The organism is Massilia sp. PAMC28688 (assembly GCF_019443445.1).
Lineage (GTDB): Bacteria > Pseudomonadota > Gammaproteobacteria > Burkholderiales > Burkholderiaceae_D > Telluria_A.
In genome coordinates, this window is record NZ_CP080378.1 from 2,943,823 (window position 1) to 2,962,655 (window position 18,833).

The following is an 18,833-nucleotide window of genomic DNA, read 5'->3' on the forward strand; positions in this document are numbered from 1 at the left end:
CAATGGCCCGACTTTCGGGCGCGGCGCATGCCCGGCGGGTTAAAATAGCCGTTTGGTACAGCAAGCGAAGCGGGACATGGGCATGGAAGTGATCGAAGCAGGCAGTGAAGCAGCCGTCAATACGCCAGAGAAGGCACCGGCACCTGCCTTTGTGCATCTGCGGGTGCATTCCGAGTACTCGATTGTGGACGGTTTGGTACGCATTGACGATGTCGTTGCCGCCGCCGCCAAGGACAAGCAGCCCGCGCTGGCCGTCACTGACCTGGCCAACCTGTTCGGCATGGTCAAGTTCTACAAAGCTGCGCGTGGCAAGGGCGTCAAGCCGATCATCGGCGTGGATGCCTGGATCTCCAACGACGACAACCGCGACAAGCCCACGCGCCTGCTCCTGCTGGCAAAAAACCACACCGGCTACCTGCAGCTGTGCGACCTGCTGTCGCGCGCCTGGCTCACCAATCAAAACAAGGGACGTGCCGAGATCCGCCCCGAATGGCTCGAAGCGCTGGCCACGAGTGAATCGACCCTGCATCCGGGCACCAGCCAGGCCAATGGCCTGATCGTGCTCTCGGGTGCCCACTGCGGTGACCTAGGCATGGCCATTGAAAACGGCAACCTGGCCTTGGCGGAGCGCTGCGCGCGACGCTGGGCCCAGGTGTTCCCCGGGCACTTTTACATCGAAATCCAGCGTGCCGGCCAGCCCAACCAGGAAGCGCAGGTGCGCCATGCGGTGGCGCTGGCGGCCAGGCTCGGGCTGCCCGTGGTAGCCACGCATCCGATTCAGTTCATCTCGCCCGACGAATTCATCGCCCACGAGGCGCGCACCTGTATCGCCGAAGGCGAAATGCTGGCCAACGCCAAGCGCGTGAAGCGTTTTAACGAAGAGATGCGTTTCAAGTCGCAGGCCGAGATGGCCGAGCTGTTTGCCGACATGCCGGGCGCGCTGCAAAACTCGGTGGAGATCGCGCGCCGCTGCAATGTGGTGCTCACGCTGGGCAAGCCGCAGCTACCGAATTTCCCCACGCCGCCGGGCATGAGCATCGATGAATTCCTGGTCGCGGAATCAAAGGCGGGCCTGGAGCAGCGCCTCATCCACCTGTACCCGGATCCGGTCAAGCGCGAAGCGCAGCGCGAGCGCTACGAGTCGCGCCTCAAGTTCGAGACCGATACCATCTGCAACATGAAGTTCCCCGGCTACTTCCTGATCGTGGCCGAGTTCATCAAGTGGGCCAAGGAAAACGGCGTGCCGGTGGGGCCGGGGCGGGGTTCGGGTGCCGGTTCGCTGGTGGCCTATTCACTGCTCATTACCGACCTCGATCCGCTGCAGTACAACCTGCTGTTCGAGCGCTTCCTGAACCCGGAACGGGTCTCGATGCCCGACTTCGATATCGACTTCTGCCAGGAAGGGCGCGACCGCGTCATCCAGCACGTGAAGGACCTGTACGGCAAGGAGGCGGTGTCGCAGATTGCCACCTTCGGTACCATGGCGGCCAAGGGTGCGATCCGCGACGTGGGCCGCGTACTCGATTTTGGCTACAACTTCTGCGACGGTATCTCCAAGCTGATCCCGTTCAAGCCGGGCAAGCCTGTCACCATTGCCCAGGCGATCGAAGAAGAACCGATGCTCAAGGAGCGGCTGGAAAACGAGGACGAGGTCAGGCAGCTGCTCGACCTTGCCCAGCAGGTTGAGGGCATCGCCCGTAACATCGGCATGCACGCCGGTGGTGTCCTGATCGCCCCCGGCAAGCTGACCGACTTCTGTCCGCTGTACACCCAGGGTGGCGACTCGGGCGTGGTATCGCAGTACGACAAGGATGACGTGGAGGCCGTGGGCCTGGTCAAGTTCGACTTCCTGGGTCTGACCACGCTCACCATCCTGGACCGCGCGGTTCGCTACATCAAGCAGCTCGACCCGGCCAATGCCGACTTTGCGCTGGAGAAGCTGCCGCTCAACGACAAGGCGTCGTACGACCTGCTCACCAAGGCCAAGACGGTCGCGATCTTCCAGCTGGAGTCGCGCGGCATGCAGGGCATGCTCAAGGATGCGCGCCCCGACCGCTTCGAGGACATCATCGCCCTGGTGGCGCTGTACCGTCCGGGCCCGATGGACCTGATCCCGGACTTCTGCAAGCGCAAGCACGGCGAAAAATTCGATTACCCCGATCCGCGCACCGAGTCGATCCTGTCCGAGACCTACGGCATCATGGTCTACCAGGAGCAGGTGATGCAGATGGCGCAAATCGTGGGTGGCTATTCGCTGGGCGGCGCCGACATGCTGCGCCGCGCGATGGGTAAGAAGAAGGCCGAGGAGATGGCCGAGCACCGCGAGATCTTCCGCGCCGGTGCCGCCAAGGATGGCCTGTCGACCGAAAAGGCCGACGAGATCTTCGACTTGATGGAAAAGTTCGCGGGCTACGGCTTTAACAAGTCGCACGCCGCCGCTTACGCGCTGCTGTCGTACCACACGGCTTACCTGAAGGCGCACCATACGGCCGCCTTCATGGCCGCCAACTTGTCGCTGGCGATGGACGACACCGACAAGATCAAGATCCTGGTGGAAGATGCAATCGAGGTGTGCAAGCTCACGCTGCTGCCGCCCGATATCAATCATTCGGACTACCGCTTTGTGCCGGAAGGCCCGGCGCCATCGGTCACGGGCAAGCGTGTGACCAATATCCGCTATGGCCTTGGTGCCGTGAAGGGTTCCGGCCAGTCGGCCATTGAAGCCATTATCGCCGCGCGCGAAAGCGGCGGTCCATTCAAGGACATGTTCGACTTCTGCAAGCGGGTGGACCGCAAGCAGATCAACCGCCGCACCATCGAATCGCTGATCCGTGCCGGGGCCATGGACTGCTTCGGTGTGGACCGCGCCATCCTGCTCGCTTCCGTCGCCTTTGCGGTGGAAGTGGCTGACCAGGCTGCGGCATCGGCCAACCAGGTCAGCCTGTTTGGCGGCGACGACAGCGACCTGGTGGCGCCACCGGAATACGTCAAGGCCACGCCCTTTACCGACCGCCAGAAACTGGCCGAAGAAAAGGTGGCGCTCGGCTTCTACCTGTCGGGCCATATGTTCGACTCCTTTGCTACCGAGGCGCGCCGCTTTGCCCGCACCAAGCTGGCGGACCTGGAACCGTCGCGCGAGGCGCGCATGATGTGCGGCGTGATCACCGGCGTGCGCGCGCAAATGACCCAGCGCGGCAAGATCCTGATCGTGGCGCTCGATGACAAGAGCGGCGTGGTCGAAGTGACGGTCTATCCCGAGGTGTTCGAGGCGAACAAGAACATGTTCAAGGAAGACGAATTCATGGCCTGCGTGGGCAAGGTGTCGGAAGACCGCTTCAACGGCGGCCTGCGCATCACGGCTGAAAAGGTTTACGACATGACGACGGCGCGCGTGCACTACGGACGCCAGCTTGGCTTGGCGCTACCGGACGCGGTGGCGTCGCACCGGGTGGCAGAAATCCTCAAGCCGCACCGCGCGCCGGAAGGTTTGCCGGTGGCGATGCGCATCAAGCCGCAAGGCGTGGAATGTGTGCTGCAGCTGGGCGACGACTGGCGCGTGGCCCCATCGGATGCACTGACCCTGGCGCTGGAACAAGTGCTGGGCGCGCGCGAAGTGGCGGTGGAGTACTAGGACTGCGCTCGGGGCTGGGCATGCCCCGGCGCACCGGTAGCGTAAATTTTGCTATTGGTAAAGATACGAAACCGATTATGATCGTCTTTACTGCCGCAACGATATTTTCATAATGCCAACTTCTTCTTTGATTTCCGTGATTGTGTCGACTTACAACCGGCCTGATGCATTGGCCGCCGTCGTCGAAGGCTTATTCACCCAGACCGACCGCAACTTTGAAATCCTCGTGGTCGATGACGGATCGAAAGACGACACCAAAGCCTGTGTGGCAGCGCTCAAGGCGCGTTCGCCGGTGCCGCTGGAGCACATCTGGCAGCCGGACGACGGCTTTCGCCTGGCAATGGCGCGCAACCAGGGCATCAAGGCCGCGCGCGGCGACTACACGGTGTTCCTCGATGGCGACTGCGTGCCGCAGACGGACTTTGTGGCGCAGCACAGGCGGTTGGCGCAGCCTGGGTCGATGGTGACGGGCAGCCGGATTTTGCTCGGCAAGGAATTTACGCACGCCGTGCTGGCCGAAAAGCGCGACCTGCAGTCGCTTGGCGCGCTGGAAAAAATGAGCCTGCGTCTGAATGGCGGCATCAACAAGTGGCTGCAGCTGATCGTGCGGTTTCCTGACCTGGGGCGGGAACAGAAGAAGTTCAGCTTCCGCCGCATCAAGGGTTGCAACCTGGGGATCTGGCGGCGCGATCTGTTGGCCGTGAACGGGTTTGACGAGAGCTTTACCGGCTGGGGCCATGAAGATGCCGATATCGTGCTGCGCCTGCATAACGCGGGCGTGACACGCAAGGATGGGGCGTTTGCCACCGAGGTATTCCATTTGTGGCATCCGGAAGCGAAGCGCGATGAGGCCAGCAGCAATCTGCGCATCGTCAAGCGCCGCGTGGAAGACAAGACCATCACGGCGGCCAAGGGCGTGGCATGAGCACCAGTGTCAGCATCATCATCCCGGCGTATAACGCGCAGCTGTATATCGGCGAGTGCCTGCAATCGATTCTGGCGCAAATGCGTGCCTCGGACGAGCTCATTGTGGTCAATGACGGCTCCACCGATGCTACCGGCGCGCGCGTGCAGGAAGCGCTGGCAGCATGGCCCGCCCTGAACGCGCGGCTGGTAACGCAGCCCAATCAGGGCGTGTCGGCGGCGCGCAACCATGGACTGGCGCTGGCGCAGGGTGAGTACATCAGCTTTATCGATTGCGACGATATCCTCCTGCCAGGTACGCTGGAGGCACTGGAACAGGCCATCGGGACGCATCAGCCGGACGTGGTGGTATGGGACTTCAACATGTGGCATCCCCACAAGGGGACCAAGGCGCGCATCGCCATGGGTTATCCGCCGGAGCAGGTGATCCGTGATGGCAGCGTCATGCTGCGCACCTTTTTTGCCGACCGCCACATGTACGTGTGGGCGCATGTCTTCCGCCGTGCGATCTACAGCGGCCTGCCGGTGCCGGTGTTCCCGCCGGGTCGCGTATATGAAGACGTGGCCACGCTGCCACGTTTGCTCAAGCTGTGCACCTCGCTGGTCTACCTGCCACGCCCGATCATCGATTATCGCCAGCATCCCACCTCGATCACGCGTGTGATTTCGGAGCGCTGGTGCCTGGACTTCACGTCGGCGCTGGCGCTGGCGCGCGCCAACCTGGACCAGACCGGGATCGACAGCAGCGTCAAGCTGCATTTTGATATTGCGGCGTCCACCTTCTACATCGCCGTGGTGAAAAACTCCTTCCAGCTCAGTCTTGAAGCGGGCCGGCGGGTGCGCGCGCAGGTAAAGGAGATCTTCCAGGCGAGCCTGTACAACAGCTGCGATGACATCCTGGCGGCGATTGAAAGTGGCGCGACCCAGACGCGCGACCGCAAGGGTGACCTCAAGATGATGCGGCAGGTGAAGCAGGCGCTGTCGGGCAATGTGTTTTTCGAGGTGCGCCAGCTGGCCAGCCGGCGCCTCAAGCGCTGGCAGCGCGAACGCAGGGCGGGCGGCGCCGCGGCGTAAGGTCTGGCCGGCGCCTACAGCGCCATGTGGCCTTCGTGCTTGCTGTCGAGATGGCGGCGCGCCTGGCGCAGGCGGCGCCACAATTTGAGCTTGCGGCTGGCGGCGCGCTTGAAGTTGACCACCACCCCGCCGGAAAAGGCGCTTTCCACCTGGCGGATGATGACCGCGTCAAGCGTGCGGTCGTTGGAGGTCATGTCGGCGCGGCTGGCCAGGGTGACAAGGGTGTCACAGTCGCCGAACAGGCCATCGATGAACAGCTGCTTGATCATCATGCGCACCCGGCGTCCGTCGGCGCGCGGCAGGCTGTATGAATTCTTGACCGCGCCCACGAAGAAGTAGGCAGCGGCGATGTCGAAGTGGCGCCGCACCGAGTCATTTACCCCGCGCGACTGCAGGTAGCGCCGTGCCAGCGGCAGGGCGGCGGCAAAGTCCACGCACCAGCGTTCCGACACCACGGCCGGTGCCGGGAGCTGGCGGAAGTCGATGGTGGGATGGGCCAGGTGAACCAGCGTGGCGCAGTGGCCGAGCAGGCGCGGGACCGTGGCCACATCCTCGAACAGGCGCGCGATCGGGAACACGGGGGCAGGCAGCTGGGCGTAGATGTCGCGCCGGAATACCTTGGACCACACGTACATCTGGCGGTCCGCGAAAAAGGTATTGAGGATGGTTTCCTGGTCGCGGATCAGGCGCCCCACGGGATAGCCAAGGCGCACCGCGCGTGTCTTGACCGGCTCCTCCGGGTGCCACATGCGAAAGTCGCAGGCGATGACGTCGGGCCGATGCTCGGCGATGGCATGGTCCATCGCCGCCAGGGCGCCTGGCAGCATGACGTCGTCGCCGTCGAGGAAGGCCACGTAGTCGCCCTGTGCCACGCGCAGGCAGTGGTTGCGGGCGCTGGGGATGCCTTCATTGGGCTGGCTGAAGACATGGAAGTTGTTGCCGGTCCAGGCTTCCTGCGCCTTGAACACGAGAGCCAGGGTATTGTCGCTCGAGCCGTCATCGACCACGATCAGTTCGTGGTGCCTTTCCAGCTGGCCGAGGACAGAGCGCAGGCACTGGTCAATGTAGCGCTGTACATTGTAGGCCGGGATGACGATGCTGATCGATGCCTGCTGGGTCATGACCGGCTCGCCGTGCGCAGGGTGATGGTTGCCGCTGATGGTTCGCGGCGAGGGCACGCCGGGGCCACAGTCCGGGAAAGGCGCAAGCAATGGGGCGCGTGTGCCATGAACATAATCAAGCGATCCCTCGTGTTGGCAGTGGAGCCGTCATCAGCGATAATGATTTCGAAAAATATTGGTCGATCCGGTTTGAAAAGATGTAAGCACCTGGGCACACGACAGGATGCCTGCGCGCGGGGGCCTGCTTCTTTTGAAGGCCGTTGTTGAGTCCGGAATCGTCCTTCACACACATGGTATCAAAAATATTCGTCCCGATGATGAAAGAACGATAAGCGACGAAATCCAGGGACTTGCGGCGCGGGATTGGCAGCGGCACGCGAATGGTGGTGCCGCCCTGCCTCACAGCGATATTTCCGCAATGCATCGATGTGCAGCTTCCTATTTTTCTTGGCAGAACTGCTTGATTTTAGACAATCACGGCCCACCTGCCGGGCTTACCCAGTTTGAATTTGACGTTGCAGCTATGGGCATCCGCCTGAAAGCGAAAGAACCAGATGGAAAATAAAGACATTGTCCGGCGCCTGCTGGCGATCATCAAGCCTTACCGCAACCGGGCGATCCTGTCGTTCTTTGCCATGGCGGGGACGGCGGTGACCGAGCCGGCATTGGGCAAGGCCCTGGAACTATTGATCGACAAGGGTTTTGGGCCGAACAAGGTGGAATTCAACCTGTGGCTGGTGCCGCTGGTGTTGCTGGCGATTTTCGTCGGGCGCGGCATTTTCACGTTTTCCACCGCTTACCTGAATAACTGGATCATGAGCCGCGTACTCAACGACCTGCGCCGCATGGTATTCAATAGTCTGCTGCGCCTGCCTGTTGCGCGTTTTCATGAAGAGTCGACCGGGAAGATCATCAACACGGTCATTGCAGAAGTGCGGCAGGTGGTGGATATGATCAATTCCGTGTTCATTGCCTACGTCAAGGACACGCTGGTTATCATCGGACTGCTGATCGCGCTGATGAACCTGAACTGGCGCCTGACGCTGATTGCGCTGTTCATCATGCCGATGACGGCGCTGATCGTCAGCACCACGGCCAAGCGCCTGCGCCGCCTGTCGCGCGACAACCAGCGCGTGACGGGGGAGATGACGCAGGTGGTGGAAGAAGCGGCGCGCGGGCACCAGGTGATCCGCGTGTTCGCCGGCGAGCGCTATGAAAAGCGGCGCTTCGAGCAGCGCAGCGAAGCCCTGCGCGGTTTTTCGCAGCGCATGACCGTTGCCAGCGCGGCCACCACGCCAATTACCCAGACGGTGGCGGCATTGGCCGTGGCCATCGTGGTGGTCATTGCAATCCAGAGCGGCATGACGCAGGGCGAATTCACCGCCTTCATCATGATGATGCTCATGCTGCTCAATCCACTCAAGGCACTGGTCGGCGTCAACGGCCCGCTGCAGCGGGGCATGGCGTCGGCCGAAGTGGTGTTTGGCATGATCGATTCGCCCGTGGAGCCGGACGGCGGCAAGCATGTCATCGAGAAGGCAGAAGGACACCTCAAGTTCGAGCAGGTGAGTTTTCGGTATTCGGAACACAATCCGCTCGCGCTCAACAATGTCTCGCTGGAGATCAAGCCTGGGGAAACGGTGGCGCTGGTGGGCATGTCCGGCGGCGGCAAGTCGACCTTCGTCAATCTGGTGACGCGCTTTTATGCGCCGGAGAGCGGTCGCATCACGCTCGACGGCGTGGCCTACGAAGACATCACCCTGGCCAGCCTGCGCGCGCAGCTGGCCATGGTGAGCCAGAACGTGGTGCTGTTTGACGACACGCTGGCAGCCAACATCGCCTACGGCGTGGAGCAGATTGACCCCGCGCGCCTGGCTGCGGCGGTACGCGCCGCCCACCTCGATGGCGTGGTGGCCAACCTGCCGCAAGGGCTGGATACTCCGATTGGCGAAAACGGCATGCGCCTGTCGGGCGGACAGCGCCAGCGCGTGGCGATCGCGCGGGCCATCTACAAGGATGCGCCCATCCTGATTCTCGACGAGGCCACGTCGGCCCTTGACAATGAATCCGAACGTGCGGTGCAGTCCGCGCTCGATAGCCTGATGTCCGGGCGCCGCACCACGCTCGTGATCGCGCACCGCCTCTCCACGGTGGAACGGGCCGACCGCATCGTGGTGCTGTCGCAAGGCCGCATTGTCGAATCGGGCCGCCACGAAGAACTGCTGGCCAGGAAGGGCGTGTACGCCAATCTGTACCAGATGGAGTTCACTGAAGCGGCAGAGCAGACCGGGGCGGGTGAATGATGCGGACACTGGTCATTTCGCCCAACTGGATCGGCGACGCGGTGATGGCGCAGCCACTGCTGCAGCTGCTCAAGCGCGCGCATCCTGACCGCGCCATCGACGTACTGGCGCCGCCCTCGGTGGCGCCGGTGTGGCGCGCGATGCGCGAAGTGGACAGCGTGCTGGAAACCCCGTTCCGCCACGGTGCGCTGCAGCTGCGCGAGCGCTGGAAGTATGCGCAGCTCCTGCGCACCAAAGGCTATGCGGACGCCTATGTGCTGCCCAATACGCTCAAGTACGCGCTGATCCCGTGGATGGCGCGCATTCCGGTGCGGGTTGGCTACAAAGGCGAGATGCGGCATGGCCTGATCAACCGCATGCACCATGACGACCAGCCCAAGCGGCCCATGGTGCCGTTCTATGCTGCGCTGGCTGCCGCGCCGGGACCGGCGCCGGTGTCGCCTCCGCGTCCGGCGATGGAAGTCGGCGACAGCCGCAGTGCGGCGGTGTGCGCCGCGCATGGCGTCGACCCGGCGCAGTCCATCGTGGTGTTTGCCCCGGGCGCTGAATTTGGGGCAGCGAAGCGCTGGCCCGCGCGTCACTTTGCGGCGCTGGCGCAGGAAGTGCTGGCCGTGTCGCCCGGGGCGCAGGTTGTGCTGCTGGGCTCACCCAAGGACCGTGAAGCGTGCGAGGAGATCATCGCGCTGACCGGGCCGGCGCACATGTTCAATCTGGCCGGGGCCACAAAGCTGGACGAAGCCATTGCCGTCATTGCGCGCGCGGCAACGGTGGTGGCCAATGATTCGGGCCTCTTGCATATTGCCTCGGCCCTCAACCGGCCAGTCATGGCCTTGTACGGACCGACCGATCCCGATCACGCGCCGCCGTTTTCCGATATTGCCCGTTCGTTTTCGCTGCGGCTGGCATGTTCCCCCTGCCGCCAGCGCGAGTGTCCGCTTGGCCACCATGACTGCATGGAGAAGATGGATGCAGGTGTCGTGTGGCGCGAGCTGCGACCGGTGCTGACGCCGCTATAGGACGAGCGGCGCGCCGGGCCAGCGCGGGATTTGGTAGAATTTTTGTCAAGACTGACACGACAAGGGGTAGCCATGTTCATGGTGTACTGGACCGTCGTCGAGGGCGACGTCGGCACGCCGCATGCAACGCCGTTTGCAGCCACCGACATGCTCGCGGCAATGGCATTGATGGAACAATTGCGAGTGCGCCAGCGCGCGGGCGAGGGCGTGCGTTTTGTGACCATGTCGTCGGAAAATCCCGATTCCGTAGGCCATCCGGGCGTGGAGGCCGCCGGCCCTGGCTACAGCTGGACAAAGCGGCGCAACCGCTGACCTTGAATGCCGCCGCTGTAATGTGCAGCAGCACTCTTACCCCTTAGCTTTGGAGGCTCGCAATGTTTGACGACTTTAGCCTCCATGATGCGGTCCTGATAGCGGTTAATTTTGGCTGGTCAGATGGTAGCTGCACCTTGACGGTAATACACAGCGAATTGTCTGAATGCGCACTTGAATTTACTGATGTGTCGAGCTTGATTGTTCCGCGCACGCTGCCGTGGGGGCCGTCAGCATCCATCAATATGATGACGCAACGGGACGACGGAGAGATTGAGATAGAGATGCAATCTGGCGATCCGATTGTCATTCGCGCCACGGCACTACGATTAACTTCAAACAATAGTGTGCTCAACAGTTCTGAACTAACCCGATATGGTCGATAGCAAGCCTGTCATCCAGACGGGTTAACGCGACTATTCCGCCATTTACTGCCCTTACCTTGAACATCATCATTGAAGAAATTGATCCGCACTCGCTCGAACTGCGCGGATTCACGCCAAGTCCGAGTTATTTAGTGCAATTCACCTCACAGGCTGTGACTGGAAGGGCGCGGCTGGTGCCGGCAAGTGGTTTGCCTGACGCACGTCCTGGCGATCAGTTCTTGGTCGAAGTCGCGCAAGAGTCAATTTCTGGATTTCGGGAATGTGCCAAGCCACGGAGCCAGCGTATGATCCCGCTTGCACACGCCGGGGATTATGAGGTGCAAGGAGTGGTTGAAATCGTATCTCATCCATCGGGCCCGGCTGGGAATCGCGTAACATATGTGGAGGCATGCGGTGTCCTCTTCACACTGGAATTGTCTGACATGGGACTCTTTAGACCTGAAGTCGGCACTTGCGTGGAATTCGTCGTCCACGACATGTCCTTATGGGATGAGGCTTCTTGAGTCTCGGTTTGCGGCATGCCACAAAGCTCTGAGCGATTTCGCCAGGCCCTGGTGCCGCCTTCGTCCTCAATGCCCCGACGCAACCGCCGCGCCAATCCCCGTTTCCGACCGTACTTCCTGCGCCGCGTATCCCGCCCGGTCCAGCCTTGCGCGCTCGCTGCGGTCGGTGATTGAAAACAGCCAGATGCCGGCAAAGCCAGCCGTCATGGAAAACAGTGCCGGCGAGGTATAAGGAAAGACGGCCGCCGGGTATCCGAACACATCCACCCACACCGACTTGGAGAGCACGGTCAGCACCAGCGCGGTGATCAGGCCGAGGAAGCCGCCAATGGTCGCTCCCCGGGTCGTGCAGTTGCGCCACAGTACCGACAGGAACAGTACCGGAAAGTTGGCCGACGCCGCAATGGCAAAGGCCAGCGACACCATGAAGGCAATGTTCTGCTTTTCAAACACGATGCCCAGGACCACCGCCACCACCCCCAGCACAAGCGTGGTGATGCGCGAGACCTTGAGTTCGCTGGCACTACTGGCATTGCCGTGCTTGAACACAGTAGCGTACAGGTCATGTGACACCGCCGAGGCCCCCGACAGTGTGAGGCCGGCCACCACCGCAAGGATGGTGGCAAACGCGACCGCCGACATGAAGCCCAGGAACCAGTTGCCGCCAACGGCATTGGCGAGGTGGATTGCCGCCATGTCGTTGCCGCCCACCATGGCCCCAGTGGCATCCACGAATGCCGGGTTGGTACTGACAAGAACAATGGCGCCAAAGCCGATAATGAAGGTGAGGACGTAGAAGTACGCAATCCACGTGGTGGCCCAGAACACCGACTTGCGCGCCTCCTTGGCGCTTGGCACCGTAAAGAAGCGCATGAGAATGTGCGGCAGGCCGGCAGTGCCGAACATGAGCGCCATGCCGAATGAAATGGCAGAAATCGGATCGGTAATGAATGTGCCGGGGCCCATGATGGCGCTGGCCTTGGGGTGGATGGCCACCGCCTGCGCAAACAGCGCTTCCGGGTTGAAGCCGTAGCGCATCAGCACCACCACCGCCATGAAGGTGGCACCCGACAGCAGCATGACCGCCTTGATGATCTGGACCCAGGTGGTGGCCGTCATGCCGCCAAAGAGCACGTACACCATCATCAGCGAACCGACGATGACCACTGCAATCCAGTATTGCAGGCCGAACAGCAGCTTGATGAGCTGCCCGGCCCCGACCATTTGCGCAATGAGGTAGAACGCCACCACCACCAGTGTGCCGGAGGCGGCAAAGGCGCGCACGGGTGTCTGCGCGAAGCGGTAGGCGGCTACATCGGCAAAGGTGAAGCGGCCCAGGTTGCGCAGGCGCTCTGCCATGAGGAAGGTGATGATGGGCCAGCCTACCAGGAAGCCGATGGAGTAGATGAGGCCGTCGTACCCGTTCAGGTACACGGCGGCTGAAATGCCGAGGAATGATGCCGCAGACATGTAGTCGCCCGCAATGGCCAGGCCATTCTGGAACCCGGTAATGCCGCCCCCGGCGGTGTAGAAGTCCGACACCGAGCGGGTGCGCGTGGCTGCCCACTTGGTAATGAACAGGGTAGCGGCGACAAACACGCCGAACATGCCGATGGCAGTCCAGTTGCGCGGCTGCTGCTCGCTTGGGCCGATGACCTCTGCCGCCATGGCGCCAGAGAAGGCGCAGGCCAGGGCCAACAGCACCACGTAAGGCGGGCGCATTATTGCACCTCACGATGGATGGCGGCGGTAAGCTCGTCGTAGATGCCGTTGGCGTGGCGCACGTAAATGCCCGTGACGACAACAGTAAACACGATCACGAACAGTCCCACAGGAATGCCTGTGGTAGTCACGCCGCTGCCAATGCGAATGCTCAGCAGTTCCTTGTTGAATGCGATTAGCAGGATGAAACCGTAGTACACCAGCAGCATGGAGAGCGTGAGCAGCCAGCCAAAGCGCGTGCGGTCTCGTACCAGTTGGACATAGTGAGGATTGCTTTCGATTCGGTGTACCAGATCGTGATTCATGGCTACTCCCGTGGCGCATCTGCGCTGTTCATGCCATATTGACCGGCGCGAGCGCGCGACAGTTCCGCAACTTCTCATGAAATGCCATACTAAGTGTTCTGCATTCGACCAAACATAGAGAAGAGAGGTGCCTCGTGAAGGTGATTATTTTTGGCGCGACCGGCATGGTGGGTCAGGGCGCCTTGCGCGAATGCCTGGCTGCGCCTGACGTGGAAGCCGTGCTGACCGTTGGCCGTACGCCGACCGGCCAGAAGCATCCCAAGCTGACCGAACTTGTTCACGCAGAAATGTGGCACTACGAAAAAATCGAAGCAGAACTCAGCGACTACGATGCCTGTTTTTATTGCGTGGGTGTCAGTGCCGCCGGCCTGAGCGAAAAGGCGTACACCCACCTGACATATGACATGACACTGGCCGTTGCCGCCACGCTGGCGCGACGCAATCCCGGCATGGTGTTCGTCTACGTGTCGGCGGCTGGCGCCGCCGCCGACGGCAAGCTGATGTGGGAACGGGTGCGTGGCCGCACCGAGAACGCCGTGTTTGCCCTGCCGTTCAGGGCTGCTTATGCATTTCGCCCCGGCATGATCCAGCCGCTGGACGGCATCAAGTCCAAGACCGTGGCCTACCGCGTGTTCTATTCGCTGACCAAGCCGATCCTGCCGCTGCTGCGCTCGGCCATGCCGCGCCAGGTGCTCACCACGCGCATGCTGGGCCAGGCGATGCTGGCCGCAGTGCGCGGCCAGGCCAACAAGCGCATTCTGGAAAGCGCTGACCTGAACGAACTTGGCAGGGCGGGTGCAGCGTAGTGGATCAACTTCCCCTCGCCGTGCCGGGCCGGGTTCACATGTGTGTTCACGCAAGCGTTTGATGTGACGAAGCAGGTATTGACCGGTATGATTGTATTGCCCTGCTGTCCAACCAGATGGTGGGGCCGATGGCGACCGGTACCAAGCCCGGCGCAATTTCGCGATACAGTCATGACCAGGACCAGACGATGAATCACCCAACCATCCCCATCGCCGTGCAAGGCGCCACACGCCAGCGCAAGCGCCAGGCGCCCAAGGGCCGCCGCGTCGATCCGCAGGCACTGGCCGAAGTGCAGGCGCTGCTGGGCACCCAGTCGCGCCAGAGCGACCTGCTGATCGAACACCTGCACAAGATCCAGGACCATTACGGCTGCCTGTCGGCGCCGCACCTGGCTGCCCTGGCGCAGGAAATGCGACTGGCGCAGACCGAGGTCTACGAAGTGGCGACCTTCTACCACCACTTTGACGTGGTCAAGGAAGGCGACGCAGCGCCACCCGCGCTCACCGTGCGCGTATGCGACGGCCTGTCGTGCGAAATGGCGGGCGCGCGCGAGCTGCTGGGCAAGCTGCCGGCCATCCTGGGCAAGGACGTGCGCGTGTTGGGCGCACCGTGCATCGGCCGCTGCGAGCAGGCACCGGCGGTGGCAGTGCACCAGCATCCGCTGGCCCATGCCAGCTGCGAATCAGTCGCAGCGGCCGTCGGCGCGGGCCTCATACGCCACCAGCCGGCGCCCTACACCGATCTTGCCGCCTACCGCGCAGCCGGTGGCTACCAGCTGCTGCAGGAGTGTATTAGCGGCGCGCGCGATACCGAGAGCATCATCGCGATCATGGAAAGCTCTGGCCTGCGGGGTCTTGGCGGTGCCGGCTTTCCGGCCGGGCGAAAATGGCGCATCGTGCGCGCTGAAGCCGGCCCGCGGCTGATGGCCATTAACATCGACGAAGGCGAGCCGGGTACATTCAAGGACCGCACCTACCTGGAGCGCGATCCGCATCGCTTCCTCGAAGGCGCGCTAATTGCTGCCTGGGTGACCGGCATCGAAGCCATCTACATCTATCTGCGCGACGAATATCACGGCTGCCGCGCCTTGCTCGAAACGGAGCTGGACAAGCTGCGCGCCGAACCGCCGGTGCCGAGCATGCCGCGCCTGATTTTGCGGCGCGGTGCCGGCGCCTATATCTGCGGCGAGGAATCGGCCATGATCGAGTCCATCGAAGGCAAGCGTGGCATGCCGCGCTTGCGCCCGCCCTACGTGGCGCAGGTAGGCCTGTTCGGGCGCCCCACGCTGGAACACAATTTTGAGACCCTGCACTGGGTACGCGACATTGTGCAGCATGGGGCAGCCTGGTTTGCAGGACATGGCCGCCATGGCCGCAAGGGCCTGCGCTCGTTTTCGGTATCGGGACGGGTGCGCTCGCCCGGCGTCAAGCTGGCGCCGGCCGGCATCACCATCCAGGAGCTCATTGATGAACACTGCGGCGGCATGCTCGATGGCCACCGCTTCTACGCCTACCTGCCCGGTGGCGCGTCGGGCGGCATCCTGCCGGCCTCGATGAACGACATTCCGCTCGACTTCGACACGCTGCAGCCCTACGGCTGCTTCATCGGTTCGGCCGCAGTGGTGGTGCTGTCGGACCAGGACACGGCCACCAATGCGGCGCGCAATACCATGAAGTTTTTCAAACACGAGTCGTGCGGCCAATGCACGCCATGCCGGGTTGGCACTGCCAAGGCGGTGGCGCTGCTCGAGCAGCCGCGCTGGGATACGCAGCTGCTCGGCGAACTGTCGCAGGTCATGCGCGACGCCTCGATCTGCGGCCTCGGTCAGGCGGCGCCCAATCCGGTCGACTGCGTAATCAAGTACTTCCCGCACGAACTCTCCACCTAACATCCAGACTGGTGACATCATGAACGCGATAAGCAGGTTAAGCCGCCACGCCCTGCAAGGCACGGCCGTCAGTTTCGAGATCAACGGCCGGCCGGTGCATGCGTATTCCAACGAAACGCTGATCGACGTGGCCGAGCGAGAGGGCATCGAGATCCCGCGCCTGTGCTACAAGAAAGGCATGGAAGCGGTCGGCAACTGCCGCTCCTGCATGGTGGAGATCAATGGCGAACGGGTACTGGCGCCGTCGTGCTGCCGCTATCCCACCGAAGGCATGAAGGTCACCACCGACAGCGAACGCGCGGTTGCAGCGCAGAAGATGGTGCTCGAACTGCTGCAATCGGACATGCCGGAAACTGAATATACGCGGCACAACGAGGTGGATATCTGGGCCCGCAAGCTGGGCGTGGGCAAGCCGCGTTTTGCTGCGCGCAGCCAGCCGCCCCGGGACGCATCGCACGCCGCCATCACGGTCAACCTCGACGCCTGCATCCAGTGCACGCGCTGCGTGCGCGCCTGCCGCGACGAACAGGTCAATGACGTCATCGGTCTGGCCTTCCGCGGCGACCACGCAAAGATCGTGTTCGACATGGACGACCCGATGGGCAACTCCACCTGCGTGGCCTGCGGGGAGTGCGTGCAGGCTTGCCCGACGGGCGCCCTGATGCCGGCGCGCGACGTGGCGCTGACGGTGCCCGACAAGAAGGTCGATTCCGTCTGTCCGTACTGCGGCGTAGGCTGCCAACTTACCTACAACATCAAGGACAACAAGATCCTGTTTGTCGAAGGCCGGGATGGCCCAGCGAACCATGAACGCCTGTGCGTCAAGGGCCGCTATGGCTTTGACTATGCCCACCATCCGCACCGCCTGACCGTGCCGCTGATCCGTCGCGCCGGCGCACCCAAGCACGGCGACTTCACCATGGACCCGGACCGGGTGCTGGACGTGTTCCGCGAAGCGACGTGGGAGGAGGCGCTGGCGCTGGCCGGCGGCAAGCTGGCCACCATCCGCGACACCCACGGCAAGCGCTCGCTGGCCGGTTTCGGCTCGGCCAAGGGCAGCAATGAAGAAGCTTACCTGTTCCAGAAACTGGTGCGTACCGGATTTGGCAGCAACAACGTTGACCACTGCACGCGCCTGTGCCACGCCTCATCGGTGGCGGCGCTGCTGGAAGGGATCGGTTCCGGCGCAGTGTCCAACCCCGTGATGGACGTGACCAAAGCCGCTGTCGTCATCGTGATCGGCGCCAATCCGACCGTGAACCATCCGGTGGCCGCCACCTGGATCAAGAACGCGATCAAGAACGGCACCAAGCTGGTGGTGTGCGACCCGCGCCGCTCCGACCTGGCACGCAGCGCGCACCGCTACCTGCAGTTCAAGCCCGACACCGACGTCGCACTGCTCAACGCGATGATGAACGTGATCGTCACTGAAGGCCTGGTGGACAAGGAATTCATCGCCAGCCGCACCATTGGCTACACGGAGCTGGAGCAGAACGTGGCCGGCTACACGCCGGAATTGATGGCGCCCATCTGCGGCATCGACGCCGAGACTATCCGCTACGTGGCGCGCCTGTATGCGACATCGGCAGGCTCCATGATCCTGTGGGGGATGGGCATTTCGCAGCACATCCACGGCACCGACAATGCGCGCTGCCTGATCGCGCTCGCACTCATGACGGGCCAGATCGGTCGCCCCGGCACCGGACTGCACCCGCTGCGCGGCCAGAATAATGTGCAGGGCGCGTCCGATGCAGGATTGATCCCAATGATGTTCCCCGATTACCAGCGGGTGGACAACCCGGCTGCCAATGCCAGGTTTGAAAAGGCCTGGGGTGTCACGCTCGACCAGCAGCCCGGCCTGACCGTGGTCGAGATCATGCACGCGATCAAGCGCAAGGAAATCCGCGGCATGTACATCATGGGCGAAAACCCGGCCATGTCCGACCCGGACGCCAACCATGCGCGCGAGTCGCTGGCCGAACTCGATCACCTGGTTGTGCAGGACATCTTCCTGACCGAGACGGCCTACCTGGCCGACGTGATCTTGCCGGCCAGCGCTTTCCCGGAAAAGACGGGCAGCTTTACCAATACCGACCGCCTGGTGCAGCTGGGACGGCAGGCCATCGATCCGCCGGGCCAGGCGAAGCAGGACCTGTGGATCATCCAGCAGATGGCGCGGCAGCTTGGGCTGGACTGGTCGTACTCGCACGTGTCGGAGGTGTTCGACGAAATGCGCCACACGATGCCGAGCATTGGCGGCATCACGTGGGAGCGGCTGGAACGCGAAAACGCGGTCACCTACCCGTGCACCAACGAAGGCGATCCTGGCCAGCCGGTGGTCTTTACCGACCAGTTCCCGCGCGAAGGTGGGCGGGCGCGCTTCGTCCCGGCCGATATCATTCCCGCGCACGAACGTCCGGACGCAGAATATCCGATGGTTCTGATCACCGGGCGCCAGCTCGAGCACTGGCACACCGGCAGCATGACGCGCCGCACCGCGGTGCTCGACGCGATCGAGCCCGATCCGGTGGCGATGGTCCATCCGCTGGACCTGGCGGCACTGGGCGGCAAGCCGGGTGACGTCATCACCATCACCTCGCGGCGCGGTGAAGTGGCACTGTATGCGCGGGCCGACGACAGCTCGCCGCGCGGAGCGATCTTCGTCCCGTTCTGCTATTACGAAGCTGCCATCAACCGGCTGACCAATGCGGCGCTCGACCCCTTCGGGAAGATCCCCGAATTCAAGTACTGCGCGATCCAGGTGGCACTGGGCGGCCAGGTGGAGGAGCAAGGCAGCTACGGCGGCGGCCAGGTGCTGGCGGGACTGGAAAAGGCGTGAAC

General features: G+C 62.7%; 15 protein-coding genes. 12 read left to right on the forward strand and 3 right to left on the reverse strand.

Annotated features, from left to right (window positions below):
* The first annotated feature begins 82 nt into the window (after positions 1 to 82).
* The 3 genes from dnaE (at position 83) to KY495_RS13230 (ending at position 5,629) form a co-directional block, all read left to right on the forward strand.
* The gene (gene dnaE / locus KY495_RS13220; RefSeq protein ID WP_219879885.1) at positions 83 to 3,631 is read left to right on the forward strand and encodes a DNA polymerase III subunit alpha; all 3,549 of its coding nucleotides are present in this window, start codon (positions 83 to 85) and stop codon (positions 3,629 to 3,631) included.
* 112 nt (positions 3,632 to 3,743) lie between these two features.
* Positions 3,744 to 4,556 (forward strand): glycosyltransferase family 2 protein, encoded by an 813-nt coding sequence (locus KY495_RS13225; RefSeq protein ID WP_219879886.1) that lies wholly within the window; start codon positions 3,744 to 3,746, stop codon positions 4,554 to 4,556.
* Positions 4,553 to 5,629 carry a glycosyltransferase family 2 protein gene (locus KY495_RS13230; RefSeq protein ID WP_219879887.1) on the forward strand — a complete coding sequence of 359 codons (1,077 nt, stop codon included), beginning with the start codon at positions 4,553 to 4,555 and terminating at the stop codon, positions 5,627 to 5,629. Before KY495_RS13225 ends, KY495_RS13230 begins: the two co-directional genes overlap by 4 nt.
* Before the next feature lie 14 nt (positions 5,630 to 5,643).
* On the opposite strand, the gene KY495_RS13235 is transcribed toward KY495_RS13230, so the two are convergent.
* Positions 5,644 to 6,807, reverse strand: coding sequence for a glycosyltransferase family A protein (locus KY495_RS13235; protein WP_219879888.1), 1,164 nt, complete (start codon positions 6,805 to 6,807; stop codon positions 5,644 to 5,646).
* Between the two features lie 166 nt (positions 6,808 to 6,973).
* Between KY495_RS13235 and KY495_RS13240 the strand changes: the two genes are divergently transcribed.
* The 6 genes from KY495_RS13240 to KY495_RS13265 all read left to right on the forward strand — a co-directional run bounded on the left by KY495_RS13240 (position 6,974) and on the right by KY495_RS13265 (position 11,270).
* Positions 6,974 to 7,315 carry a hypothetical protein gene (locus tag KY495_RS13240; protein ID WP_219879889.1) on the forward strand — a complete coding sequence of 114 codons (342 nt, stop codon included), beginning with the start codon at positions 6,974 to 6,976 and terminating at the stop codon, positions 7,313 to 7,315.
* A complete protein-coding gene (gene msbA / locus KY495_RS13245) occupies positions 7,305 to 9,053 on the forward strand; it encodes a lipid A export permease/ATP-binding protein MsbA (RefSeq protein ID WP_219879890.1) in 1,749 nt (582 codons plus the stop codon). Before KY495_RS13240 ends, msbA begins: the two co-directional genes overlap by 11 nt.
* Positions 9,050 to 10,069 (forward strand): lipopolysaccharide heptosyltransferase II, encoded by a 1,020-nt coding sequence (gene waaF / locus KY495_RS13250; protein ID WP_219879891.1) that lies wholly within the window; start codon positions 9,050 to 9,052, stop codon positions 10,067 to 10,069. The genes msbA and waaF overlap by 4 nt, the downstream gene beginning before the upstream one ends.
* 72 nt (positions 10,070 to 10,141) lie before the next feature.
* Complete coding sequence (locus tag KY495_RS13255; protein ID WP_219879892.1) at positions 10,142 to 10,381, forward strand: hypothetical protein; 240 nt, start codon at positions 10,142 to 10,144, stop codon at positions 10,379 to 10,381.
* A gap of 62 nt (positions 10,382 to 10,443) precedes the next feature.
* Positions 10,444 to 10,767, forward strand: coding sequence for a hypothetical protein (locus KY495_RS13260; RefSeq protein ID WP_219879893.1), 324 nt, complete (start codon positions 10,444 to 10,446; stop codon positions 10,765 to 10,767).
* Between the two features lie 56 nt (positions 10,768 to 10,823).
* The gene (locus KY495_RS13265) at positions 10,824 to 11,270 is read left to right on the forward strand and encodes a hypothetical protein (RefSeq protein WP_219879894.1); all 447 of its coding nucleotides are present in this window, start codon (positions 10,824 to 10,826) and stop codon (positions 11,268 to 11,270) included.
* A 66-nt stretch (positions 11,271 to 11,336) separates the two neighbouring features.
* Here the strand turns inward: KY495_RS13265 and KY495_RS13270 are convergent, their stop codons facing one another.
* The gene (locus tag KY495_RS13270; RefSeq protein WP_219879895.1) at positions 11,337 to 12,992 is read right to left on the reverse strand and encodes a cation acetate symporter; all 1,656 of its coding nucleotides are present in this window, start codon (positions 12,990 to 12,992) and stop codon (positions 11,337 to 11,339) included.
* Positions 12,992 to 13,297 (reverse strand): DUF485 domain-containing protein, encoded by a 306-nt coding sequence (locus KY495_RS13275; protein WP_219879896.1) that lies wholly within the window; start codon positions 13,295 to 13,297, stop codon positions 12,992 to 12,994. Before KY495_RS13275 ends, KY495_RS13270 begins: the two co-directional genes overlap by 1 nt.
* Before the next feature lie 134 nt (positions 13,298 to 13,431).
* Between KY495_RS13275 and KY495_RS13280 the strand changes: the two genes are divergently transcribed.
* From KY495_RS13280 to fdhF, 3 genes are all read left to right on the forward strand, one after another.
* Positions 13,432 to 14,103 carry an NAD-dependent epimerase/dehydratase family protein gene (locus KY495_RS13280; RefSeq protein ID WP_219879897.1) on the forward strand — a complete coding sequence of 224 codons (672 nt, stop codon included), beginning with the start codon at positions 13,432 to 13,434 and terminating at the stop codon, positions 14,101 to 14,103.
* Positions 14,104 to 14,291: 188 nt separating this feature from the next.
* Positions 14,292 to 15,992, forward strand: a complete 1,701-nt coding sequence (locus KY495_RS13285; RefSeq protein WP_219879898.1) for an NADH-ubiquinone oxidoreductase-F iron-sulfur binding region domain-containing protein — start codon at positions 14,292 to 14,294, stop codon at positions 15,990 to 15,992.
* Positions 15,993 to 16,011: 19 nt separating this feature from the next.
* Positions 16,012 to 18,831, forward strand: coding sequence for a formate dehydrogenase subunit alpha (gene fdhF, locus KY495_RS13290; protein ID WP_219879899.1), 2,820 nt, complete (start codon positions 16,012 to 16,014; stop codon positions 18,829 to 18,831).
* The last annotated feature ends 2 nt before the right edge of the window (positions 18,832 to 18,833 follow it).